Annotated in this window: 10 protein-coding genes; 1 reads left to right on the top strand and 9 read right to left on the bottom strand. The window is 66.4% G+C overall.

Annotated features, from left to right (window positions below; genetic code table 11):
- Positions 1–37 precede the first annotated feature (37 nt).
- On the bottom strand, positions 38–412 hold the full coding sequence (locus tag RXV95_RS04755) for a VOC family protein (RefSeq protein WP_338467864.1): 375 nt from the start codon (positions 410–412) through the stop codon (positions 38–40).
- A 74-nt stretch (positions 413–486) separates the two neighbouring features.
- Complete coding sequence (locus RXV95_RS04750; protein WP_338467863.1) at positions 487–963, bottom strand: MaoC family dehydratase; 477 nt, start codon at positions 961–963, stop codon at positions 487–489.
- A 50-nt stretch (positions 964–1,013) separates the two neighbouring features.
- Between RXV95_RS04750 and RXV95_RS04745 the strand changes: the two genes are divergently transcribed.
- Positions 1,014–2,255 carry a CaiB/BaiF CoA-transferase family protein gene (locus RXV95_RS04745; RefSeq protein ID WP_338467862.1) on the top strand — a complete coding sequence of 414 codons (1,242 nt, stop codon included), beginning with the start codon at positions 1,014–1,016 and terminating at the stop codon, positions 2,253–2,255.
- Here the strand turns inward: RXV95_RS04745 and RXV95_RS04740 are convergent.
- The 7 genes from RXV95_RS04740 to RXV95_RS04710 form a co-directional block, all read right to left on the bottom strand.
- Complete coding sequence (locus tag RXV95_RS04740) at positions 2,252–3,745, bottom strand: acetyl-CoA acetyltransferase (RefSeq protein ID WP_338467861.1); 1,494 nt, start codon at positions 3,743–3,745, stop codon at positions 2,252–2,254. The genes RXV95_RS04745 and RXV95_RS04740 overlap by 4 nt on opposite strands.
- A 77-nt stretch (positions 3,746–3,822) precedes the next feature.
- Entirely contained in the window at positions 3,823–5,088 is a 1,266-nt protein-coding gene (locus RXV95_RS04735) for a TolC family protein (protein ID WP_338467860.1), read from the bottom strand.
- A complete protein-coding gene (locus RXV95_RS04730; protein WP_338467859.1) occupies positions 5,085–5,384 on the bottom strand; it encodes a DUF3240 family protein in 300 nt (99 codons plus the stop codon). Before RXV95_RS04730 ends, RXV95_RS04735 begins: the two co-directional genes overlap by 4 nt.
- A complete protein-coding gene (locus RXV95_RS04725; RefSeq protein WP_338467858.1) occupies positions 5,377–8,466 on the bottom strand; it encodes a CusA/CzcA family heavy metal efflux RND transporter in 3,090 nt (1,029 codons plus the stop codon). Before RXV95_RS04725 ends, RXV95_RS04730 begins: the two co-directional genes overlap by 8 nt.
- 4 nt (positions 8,467–8,470) lie before the next feature.
- Positions 8,471–9,568 (bottom strand): efflux RND transporter periplasmic adaptor subunit, encoded by a 1,098-nt coding sequence (locus RXV95_RS04720; protein ID WP_338467857.1) that lies wholly within the window; start codon positions 9,566–9,568, stop codon positions 8,471–8,473.
- 50 nt (positions 9,569–9,618) lie between these two features.
- Entirely contained in the window at positions 9,619–10,623 is a 1,005-nt protein-coding gene (locus tag RXV95_RS04715; RefSeq protein ID WP_338467856.1) for an ATP-binding protein, read from the bottom strand.
- Positions 10,620–11,294 carry a response regulator transcription factor gene (locus RXV95_RS04710; RefSeq protein ID WP_338467855.1) on the bottom strand — a complete coding sequence of 225 codons (675 nt, stop codon included), beginning with the start codon at positions 11,292–11,294 and terminating at the stop codon, positions 10,620–10,622. The genes RXV95_RS04715 and RXV95_RS04710 overlap by 4 nt, the downstream gene beginning before the upstream one ends.
- Between the last annotated feature and the right edge of the window lie 12 nt (positions 11,295–11,306).

Here is an 11,306-nt window from a genome sequence, read left to right as displayed (position 1 = left end):
TATCCCCCTCCCGCAAGCGGGAGGGGGATAGGATCGATCAGCCCAGCATGTGCAGGGCGCAAAGCTTGTTGCCATCGGGATCGCGCAAATAGGCGAGATAGAACGGGCTGCCTTCGCGCGGCCCCGGCGGATCTTCGATCGCCTTGCCGCCGGCATCGATGCCGGCCTTGTGCCAGGCATCGGCCTGTTCGGGCGTATCCATGGCAAAGCCGATGGTGCCGCCATTGGCGTGGGTTGCGGGCTGCCCGTCGATCGGCGCGGTAACAAGGAACGTACCGCCCTTGTGCATATAGATCAGGCGGCCTTTTTCATCCTGGATGCCCGGCTTGCCGCCAATCGCGGAAAACACCGCGTCATAGAACTTCTTCGAGCGGGCGATATCGTTCGAACCCACCATCATGTGACTGTACATGCGCTTCTCCCAAAAATTGCGTTGCGCTTTGCCACTTGTATGGGCGCGTCCGGCCCGGTCAAGCAGGCTTTGGCTCAGTCGGCCGGTTTCTTGCGCTGGAGGCCCGAACGCTTGCAACTCGCCACAAGTTCGCCGCGCTGGTTCCATGCCTCGTGCCGGAAGGTGACGATCCCCGCACCGGGGCGCGATTTCGAATCGCGCAGTTCCAGCACTTCGGTGACGATGTTCAGCGTATCGCCGATGAACACCGGTTTGGGAAAGCGCACTTCGTCCCAGCCAAGGTTGGCGACTGCCGTGCCCAGCGTGGTATCGCCTACCGAAACGCCCACCATCAGGCTGAGCGTGAAGCACGAATTGACAATGATCTGCCCGAATTCGCTGTCCTTCATCGCCTCGGCATCCAGGTGCAGCGAAGCGGGGTTGTGCGTCATGGTGGTGAACAGCAGATTGTCGGTATCCGTCACAGTGCGGCGGATCGGGTGATCGAAACGCTGCCCTACCGAAAGCTCGTCGAACCAAACACCGGGCATCGTCATTCTCCGTCTCTCCAATGCGTGCGCACCCTTGCACCAGCAGCACGGCTTGCTCAAGGAAGCGGGCGATGACCGAATCCGAAAAACCCGCCGGACCGCTTGCCGGCATTCGCGTGCTCGACCTGTCGCGCATTCTTGCCGGGCCGTGGTGTTCCCAAATCCTGGGCGACCTTGGCGCCGAAGTGATCAAGATCGAACAGCCGGGCCACGGTGACGATTCGCGCAAATGGGGGCCGCCGTTCCTTGAAGACGGTTCGGGCGATTCGGCCTATTACCTGTGCGCCAACCGCAACAAGCGTTCGGTCGCAATCGACATCGCACGGCCCGAAGGGGCGGAACTTGTGCGCAAACTGGCGGCGGACAGCGACATCGTGCTGGAAAACTTCCGCGCGGGCGGGCTCGAGAAATACGGGCTGGACTATGAAAGCCTGCGCAAGACCAATCCGGCGCTGATCTATGGTTCGATCACGGGCTTCGGCCAATATGGCCCCTACAAGGACAAGGGTGGCTATGACTTCCTGATCCAGGGGATGAGCGGGTTGATGAGCGTGACCGGGCGACCCGAGGGCGAACCGGGGGCAGGCCCGCTGAAGGCCGGCGTTTCGATAGCGGACCTTACCACCGGCCTATACCTTGCGATCGGGGTGCTCGCCGCGCTCCACCACCGCGATGTTACCGGACAGGGCCAGCGAATCGACAACGCGCTGCTCGATACGCTGGTGGCGCTGACGGCGAACCAGTCTGCCGGGTGGCTCAATGGGGGGCTGGTGCCGCGAGCGATGGGCAACGCCCACCCCACCGTACTGCCCTATCAGGACTTTGCCTGCAGCGACGGGCAGGTGCTGGTGGCATTGGGCAATGATCGGCAGTTTCACCAGTTCTGCCGTTTGCTGGGACTGGATGAAATGGCCGAAGACCCCGGCCTTGCCACGAACGCCGGACGCATCGCGCGGCGTGACGAGATGATCGGAGCGCTTGCCTCCGCGATTGCCGAATGGCGCTCTGACGACCTGATTGCGGCAATGGAGGCGGCAAAGCTGCCCGGCGGCAAGGTCAACACGATCCCCCAAGTGCTGGAAGATCCGCAGATCGCCGCGCGCGGACTGGTGCGCGAGATGACCCGGTCCGACGGGACGGAAGTGCGCGTGCTGGGTTTCCCGCCGCAGCTTTCGGAAACCCCCGCAACCTATCGCCATGCCCCACCGCGTTCGGGCGAGGACACGCGCGCCGTCCTGGCCGGGCGGCTGGGACTTGCCGAAAGCGAGATAGATGTCCTGCTCGCCGCCGGCGTGATTGCAGAGAGCCTTTAGGCGAACCGCCAGCGGCGAAGCGGTTCGCCCGGTTCGATGGTGCCCACCGTGCCCACCGCCTCCGTTTCGCCGCTCGTCAGCCGGGCGATGGTTTCCGTGTCGTCCCCCGGAACATGCGCCAGCGTGCGTTCGCCCGATGGGGTGCGCGCCACGACCACGCCCGCGCGCGGGGTGCCGTCACGGTGGTGGAACACGGTGAACGTCTCGATGGTCGCGGGGCCAGCATAGTCTTCTGCCATCGCGGGAATAGGCCCGCGCGCCGCGTCTGCCTCTGCCTGGAAATCGTAGCTTTTGGGAAAGCTCGCCGCCGGGATCGGCCTGCCGCTGATCGCGATTGTGTGGTTGTGCGTTGCAAACCCGCCGTTGGCGAAAAGCAGCCCCGTCCCGCCTTTGGCGCGCAGCACGTCAACCATGCTGTCTATCGCGTGGCTCATGTAATTGCCGATCGGTCCGCCGCCGAAAGTCAGCCCGCCGAACACCGTGGCCGGCTTGTCCAGCGGCCAGTCTATCACCCGCCGCGCCAGCTTGGGGATGCAGGGGAAGCACGAATAGAGCTCTACCACGTCGAGGTCCGACGGCTTGAGCGCATTGAGCTCCAGCGTGCGACGGATCGAAACCTCCATGCTGGGCGAATGGTCGAACCGGTCGCGCGCCATGAAATCGTCCGATTCGTGCGCGGCGGCGCCGTTTCCGACATAGATCCACCTGGCTTCGGGAATGCCGCGGCGGCGCGCTTCGCCCACGCTTGTAACGATGAAACCCGCCCCCTGGTTCACCGCCGCGTTGGCGACCTGCAGCTTGGTATAGGGCCAGGCGATGGGACGGTTCTTTTCCGTCGGCGTGACAACGTCCTGCGCGCTCACCGGATTGCGAATCCACGCGTTCTCGTTTTCCGCCGCCACTTGCGAGAACAGCGACCAGATCGCCCCGCTTTCGGCCTGCGCCTCTTCCAGCGACTGGCCCAGCGATGCGCGCAGCGCGTTTTCGTATAGCGGATAGACATCCACCGGCGCGACGAGGCCGTGGCTTTGCGGATAGCCCAGTTTCCTGCGGTGCGAAGCCTCACGCGTGGCGTCGAGCTTGCGTCCGCCTTCGGCAGCCGCGACTTTGGCCGCCGCGGTGCGCAAGGCCTCTGCCCCTGCCACCAGCGCGACCTTTATCTCGCCCGCACCGATGCGATTGGCCGCTTCGTTCAGCAGCATGACGGGACTATCGCCGTTGGGTCCGTGCGTCTGGAACGTCTCTGCCCGATCCGCGCCGATCACTTCGGCAACGGGCGGCCCGGCATCCTTGATGTCCGGGAAGGAAATCTGGCGCACAACGCCCAGCCATTCGGCATCGGCCAGCAGGCTTTCCGCGCCAGCATCGGCTTCCGCCTTGCGCAGCGCCGCCGCCATCAGGCCGACAGGGTTCAGCCCTCCGGCCGCATCCTGCGGACGATCGTTAACCTGTCCCACGCCGACGATCACCGGCAGGTTTTCCGGGTCCATTCCTTACTCCCGCGTTGCTGTTTGCAACCGGTTAGGCGCAGCGGCGGTGCGGGGGCAAGGCGGAAACGCGCGCGCGATCAATCCATGTCGTCAAGCGGCGCCCACTGGTCGTGCGCATCGACGCGCAGCTTCATGATCGCGCGCAGCGCCGAAACCCGCGCTTCCACTTCGGCCCGCCGCGCGGACAGCGCCTGGCGTTCCACCACCAGCAGGTCCGCCAGGTCGGCCACGCCCGCGTCATAGCCCTTGCGCGAAAGGCCGGCGGCGGAATCGGCGCTTGCAACCGCATCGCGTGCGCGCTGCCACGCTGCGTATAGCGCGCGGGCGTTGCTGGCATCGACATCTGCGGTGGCGTTCACCTGGCGGCGCACGTTCACCATTTCCAGCCGCGCGCGCGATGCCGCGGCGCCCGCCTTTTCCGCCGCCGCGCTGCGATATCCGCCACCGATAGGCACGGACAGCACAACGCCCGCGCCGCGTTCCGCCCCGCCGCGTTCGCTGAACAGCCGCACACCCACGGTAGGATCGGCCACGCGGTCGCGCATCGCGCGCTCACCCAGAACGCCATAGCGCTCTGCCTTGCGTTCTGCCGCGGCGATTTCATGGCTGCGCGAAACGACGAGATCACGCAAGGTCGAAACGCCGGCCACCGGCAGTTCCGGGGCAACGGGTTCGGGCACCGACTCGGGAAGTGGCAAGGCAGGAAACAGGCCGCCCAGCTGTGCCCTTGCGGCGGAGACACCGGCTTCGCTCTGCGCCAGCCGGGTGCGCGCCAGCGCCAGTTCGGACTGCGCCTGATCGACATCGAGCTGCGCGGCGTCGCGCAACTGGTGGCGCCGCTCCACCGCCCGGACCAGCTTTTCGTAGTTGGACACCTCGGCCCGGTCGACTTGTGCCAGCGCGCCCGCGCGCAGAAGTTCGTGCCATGCGTCCATCAGCATCAGGCTGGCCTGATGGCGCGCATCCTCATGGTTGTTCCGCGCTTCCTCCACGCCCAGACGGCCCGCCTCGCGATCGAGCCGCGCCTTGCCGGGCAGGCGGATGCCGCGTTCCAGCGTTCCGTCGAATTCGTCGAAGCCGCCTTCGCGATCCACCGTCCGGCGGATGTAGCTGCCCACGAACGTCACTTCGTGCGGGCCCTTGCGCAACATCTTCGCATCGGCACGCGCGGCATCGACGTCCGAACCGGCGGCTTCCACCGAAGGATGCGTATCGAGTGTCTCTGCCACCAGTCCGGGCGGCGGCAGGTCAGCGCGTTCCTGCGCATGGGCGGGAACGGCGGCAAGGCCCGCCAGGCACGCGCCCGACAGCAGCGTTGCCGCAAGAGTGCGCAGCGCCTTCATGCCACCCGCCCCGATCCGGCAAGCGGTTGCGCCATCCAGCGCGCCGGATATTCGCGGCGGCAAGCCCCGATCGCGGCAACCGCCGCGTCCAGCGCATCTTCGCCGATCACGACTTCAAGCGCGATCCGGTCAAGCGTGCCGCTGACCTTTTCCGACGTGCTGGCGTCGCTGAAATCGCTGCCGTGCACGGTTTCCCTGCGCACGTGGATCGCCGCATGGGCAGTGCCCGCCAGCGCATCGACAAGCGCTTGCTCGTCAGAACGGTGGGCGTGGACGGTGAACAGCAGGCTAGACATCGGACACCTCCTTCCCCCTTGCTTCCCCAAATCGTTCGAACAGGATCGGCAGCAGCACCAGCGTGAGCAGTGTCGAGCTGACCAGCCCGCCGATCACCACGATAGCCAGCGGCTTCTGGATTTCGGACCCCGGACCGCTGGCAAACAGCAGGGGGACAAGGCCGAAGGCGGTGATCGTGGCGGTCATCAGCACCGGCCGCAGCCGCCGTTCCGCCCCTTGCCGAACGGCCTGCGCCATCTCCATCCCTTCGTCGCGCAGCTGGCGGAAATAGGACACCATCACCAGGCCGTTGAGCACCGCGATACCCAGCAGCGCGATGAAGCCGACCGATGCCGGGACCGAAAGGTATTCGCCCGAAATCCACAGCGACACGATCCCGCCGACCATCGCGAAGGGAATGTTGACAAGGATCAGGGCCGAAGCGCGAAGCGAACGCAGCGTGGCCAGCAAGACCAGGAAGATCAGCACCAGCGCGGCGGGCACCACCAGCATCAGGCGCGCGGAGGCACGCTGCTGGTTTTCGAACTGGCCGCCCCAGACCAGGCGATAACCCGCCGGAAGCGGCACCTGCTTCGCGACGGCCGCCTTCGCTTCATCGACATAGCCGACAAGGTCGCGGCCCGAAACGAACGCCTGCACCAATGCATAGCGCGATCCGTTCTCGTGGCTCAGCTTCACCGGACCGGTCGTGCGCTCGACCGTGGCGATATCGCTGGCGCGCGCGGTCATGCCGGCGGGCGTGTGCAATTGCAGGTTGGCAAAGCGGGCCGGATCGTTGCGGATATCCTCGTTTCCGCGAATGACGATGGGCACCCGCTTCTGCCCTTCGGCCACGACGCCCGCGTGCAGCCCTTCCACTTGCGCGCGCAGGGCATCCTCCAGTTGGTCCACCGGCATGCCAACGCGCCCCGCCGCCGCGCGGTCAACGTCGATGCGCATATAGTCGACCTCGTCGTTGGCCATGGTCATCGCCTCGGCCGTGCCGTCTATCCCTTGCAACGTCTTCTGGATACGCCCGGCAAGGTTCGCCAGGGTATCGAGGTCCGGCCCGAAGATCTTGATCGCCAGATCGCCGCGCGCGCCGGTCAGCATTTCGGACACGCGCATGTCGATCGGCTGGGTGAAGCTCGCCTGTATTCCCGGCAGGCCATGCATCGCCGTGCGCATGCCTTCCACGATATCCCCGATCCCGCCGCGCCATTCGGACTGGGGCTTCAGCGTCACGAAGCTGTCGGTCTCGTTAAGGCCCATGGGGTCCAGCCCGATCTCGTCAGACCCGGTGCGGCTGATGACGCTGGTGACTTCGGGCACCGCCTTCATCACCGCGCGCTGGGCGGCCATGTCGCCTTCGAGCGAGTGGGCAAGCCCGATCGACGGCAGCTTGGTAAGCTGCATCACGATCGTGCCTTCGTTCATCGTCGGCATGAAAGTCTTGCCCACCGCGCCATAGGCCACCACCGCAACCGCAAGACCGCCCACGGCAAGGCCATAGACCAGCTTCTTGCGCGCGAATGCGCCTTGCAGGAGCGCGTGATAGCGCGGCGCGACCTTGCGCATGATCCACGGATCGCTGCCGCCGTGGCCGCGCAACCCGAACGACGCGAGCACCGGCACGACCGTCAGCGCCAGCAACAAGGATCCGGCAAGCGCGATCACGATCGTCAGCGCGACCGGTGCGAACAACTTGCCTTCAAGCCCTTGCAGCGAAAGCAGCGGCATGAACACCAGCGCGATGATCAGGATGCCGGAAAACACCGGCACAACCACTTCGGCTGCCGCGCGGAAGATCAGGTTCAGGCGCGGCTTCTGCCCCTTGTCCGGATGATCGGCCCCGTGCTCCAGCCGTTCGACGATATTTTCCACCACCACGACCGCGCCATCCACCAGCATGCCGATGGCGATGGCAAGGCCGCCCAGGCTCATCAGGTTGGCGGTCAACCCCACGCCGCGCATCACCAGGAAGGTAATCAACGCCGCCATGGGCAGCGTGACCGCGACGATCCCCGCCGCGCGCCAGTCCCCCAGGAACAGGATCAGCAGCAGCACGACCAGCACGGTCGCTTCCAGCAGAGCTTCCTCCACCGTACCCACGGCCTTTTCGACCAGGTCCGACCGGTCATAGAACACGTTCAGCTTGGTTCCGGGCGGCAGGCTCGGCTCAAGTTCCGCAAGGCGCGCCTTCACGCCCGAGACGACGGCGCGCGCGTCCGCGCCGCGAAGCGCGATGACAAGCCCTTCCACCGTCTCGCTCTTGCCGTCCTTGGTTACCGCGCCATAGCGGGTCAGGCTGCCGGTAGAGACGGTGGCCACGTCGCCGATGCGCAAGATGCCCGCGGGTGATGACCGCAGCACGACCGCGCGCAGATCGTCCAGCGTCTGGATCGCGCCCACCGCGCGCACGATCAGCGCCTCTTCGCCAGTGGCGAGCCTTCCCGATCCGTCGTTGCGGTTGCCGCTTTCGATCGCGCCGCGAAGATCGGCCATCGTAATGCCCGCCGAAGCCATGGCTTGCGGATCGGGCCGCACTTCGAAGGTGCGGACAAATCCGCCCAGCGAATTCACGTCCGCCACGCCCGGAACCGTGCGCAGCGCTGGCCGGATCGTCCAGTCGAGCAGCGTGCGTTTTTCCTGCAGCGATTGCGGGCCGTCGATGGTGAACATGTACATGTCGGACAGCGGAGTGGAGATCGGCGCGAGGCCGCCCTGCACCGATGCCGGCAAGTCTCCCATCACCCCCGAAAGCCGTTCGGCCACCTGCTGGCGCGCCCAGTAGATATCGGTGCCGTCCTTGAAATCGATGGTGATGTCGGCAATCGCGTATTTGGCGGTGGAGCGCAGGATCGACTGGTCGGGGATGCCCAGCATCTCCATCTCGATCGGCGTGATGACGCGCGATTCCACTTCCTCGGGCGTCATGCCCGGCGCTTTCAGGATGATCTTGACCTGCGTGGTGGAGATATCCGGATAGGCATCGATGGGAAGTTTCGAAAAGGCCCACGCCCCCAGCCCGGCCACGACCAGCGCGACCGCGACGATGAAGGCGCGATAGGACAGCGCGAAAGCGACGAGGGATCGCAGCATGGGCTTACTGCGCCAGGACGAGCGCTTTCAGTTCGCTCGTTCCGGTTGCCGCCACCTGTTCGCCCACCTTCAGGCCCGAAAGCACCAGCGTGCGTCCGTCGACTGTCGGCCCGGCCTTGATCTTGCGTTGTGTAACCCCGCCGCCGGCGCGGACGAACACCACGTCGCTGCCGCCCAGGTTGGTCACCGCCGTTCCCGGCACGGTGACGGCTCCAGCAGGCGCGGGGCCAAACACTGTGACAGTGGTCGATCCGCCGCTGACGATGCCCGCACCCGCCGGGATTTTCGCGCGCAGCGTGGCGGCGCGGGTCTGCGGGTCCAGCACGTCGCCGACAGAGGATACCTTGCCCGAAACGCCGCCGGCCTTCACCGTCATACCCGGCCGGATCGTGCCGATCAGGTCTTGCGGCACTTGTGCCGAAACCTCGTAATCGGCGACGGAATCGACCACGAAAGGCGCTTCCATCGTGTCCACCCTGCTGCCGGCCTCCGCCGTCATTTTAGAGATGCGCCCGGCAATCGGGGCGGAAAGCGTATAAGTCCCCGAACGGCCCGAACCGCCGGCCATGCCGATCAGGCGCTGCTGTTCGGCTACGTCGACCTGCGCCTGGCGGAGCCGGGCATGCGCTTCGTCCGCCCGCGCGCCCGCGATCACGCCTTCCTTCGCCAGCTTGCCAAGCCGCCCGGCATTGGCCTGGGCAACGCGCAACTGGGCCTGCGCGCGCGCAAGGTCCGCGCCGCGCATCAGGACGTCGGGGCTGGAAACGAGCGCGAGCGGCTGACCGGCACGAACCGTATCGCCCGGCGCAACGTAAATGCGCTTGATGACCCCCGGATAAAGCGGCGTAACCGCGACGCGGGCGTTGGGCGGCGGGGCGATTGTCGCGGCAAGCGACGCGATCGCCGCCTGGCCTGCCGATGCCGCCTGCGCCCACTTCAGGCCCAGGCGCGTTTCCTGGTCCTTGCTGACCGCGATCACACCGGGCGCGACACTTGCCCTGGCTTCCGGTGCAGCGCTGTCGCCGCCGCCGGAACACGCGCCGAGAGCGGCCAGCGCAAGCGCGGCCGCGGTTGTCCGGAAAAGTCCACCTGTCCTTGTCATGCTCGCCGGACTAGGCCCGCAAGCTGACCGGTGCCTGACGGTATGGTAAATTACCCGAACGCGATGCGCAGGGTTTTTTCGGCCGGCAGCGTCAGCAGCCGCGCGTGGTGCGCGGCGGCAATGCGCGAAACGATGGCCAGCCCCAGCCCCGCGCCCCGGCTGCTGGCATTTTCCGCGCGCAAGTGGCGTTTGCGCAGGATTTCCAGCGCCTCTTCGGCAAGCCCCGGACCTTCGTCGCGCACGGAAATCGCCCGGCCCGGCCCGACGACAATCGTGACCGTGCCGCTTTCGGGCGTCACGCGAAGCGCGTTTTCGACGAGGTTTCGCACCGCCGCCACAATCGCTTCGCGTCGGCCGTTTACCGTGGCGTTCTCCATGACGTCCACGGCAACGTTGCGCTTCTGCTTGATCGCGATGGGCGCCATCAGGCTGGCCACGTCCTCTGCCACGGAAACCAGATCGACCGGCGCATCGTCAGCCTGCGGCACATCGATGTCGAGCTGGGCAAGGATCATCAACTGGTCGATCAGGCGGCGCATCCGGCCCACGTCATCGCGCAGCCGCTCTGCCGCCGGATGGTCCAGCCGGTCGATCTCCAGCGCCAGCACCGAAAGCGGCGTGCGCAATTCATGCGCGACGTCGGCGGCGAAGGCTTCCTGTTCGCGCGTGGCGTCGTCGATCCTGTCGAGCAGGGAATTTACCGCGTCGGCAAAGGGCAGGACTTCGCTGGGCAGGCTGGTCACATCGACGCGGAAGCCACGTTCCTGCGCGGAGGCTTCGTCTATTTCGTGCGCCCGGCGTTCGAGCGGGCGCAGCGACGCGCGGATCACCCAGCGCGCGGCCAGCGTCATCGGCACGATCAGCACCAGGATCGGGATAACGACGTGTTCGGTCAGTTCGTGAACGACCGTCGGCAGTTCGTGCCGGTCGGCCAGAACGTGCAGCGTCAGCCCGTATTCGATCGCGATGAACAGCAGGAGCAGCAGCGCGCCCAGCGCGCCGACCAGCGCCAGCCCGCCCGTAAGGCGGCGTTCGAGCGAGGCGCGATCGCTCATTCGCGTTCTTCCAGCAGGTATCCCACACCGCGCACGGTATGCAGCATGTCACCGCATCCGGCCTGGTCCAGCTTGCGGCGCAGGCGCGATACGGTCGCCTCCACCGCGTTGGGAGTAACCGCCGCGTCGAACGAATAGAGCGCGTCCTCTATCGCCTGCCGCCTGACCACGCTGCCCGCCTTGCGCATCAACAGCTCAAGCAGGTCGGCCTCGCGCCGGGCAAGGTCGAGCCGCTTGCCGTCGACCACGCAATCGCGCCGGTTGGTATCGAAGCGCAACGGCCCGATTTCCAGTTCCACGTCAGACCGCGTGCCGGGGCGGCGCAGCAAGGCCCGCAGCCGCGCGGCCGCTTCGGCAACCTCGAACGGCTTGACCAGGTAATCGTCGGCGCCCGCATCCAGCCCGGCCACGCGGTCATCCAGCGCGCCGCGCGCGGTCAACACCAGCGCGGGCGGAATCGTGTGCGCGCGGCGCCTTGCGCGAAGCCACTCCAGCCCGTCGCCATCGGGCAGACCCAGGTCGAGCACCAACGCATCGAATTGCGCCAGGCGAAGTGCGTCGTCCGCGCTGGCAAGGTCGGGCGCAAGATCGACGGCAAAGCCCGCCGCCGCCAGCCCGGCCCCGGTCAGCTTCGCGATCCTTTCGTTATCCTCTACGATCAGTATCCGCACGGCCCGCCCATC

It is taken from the genome of Novosphingobium sp. ZN18A2 (assembly GCF_036784765.1).
In the GTDB taxonomy this organism is placed as follows: Bacteria; Pseudomonadota; Alphaproteobacteria; order Sphingomonadales; family Sphingomonadaceae; genus Novosphingobium.
Note: the sequence above shows the minus strand (reverse complement) of the source record. Positions and strands in the feature narration are given on the sequence as shown.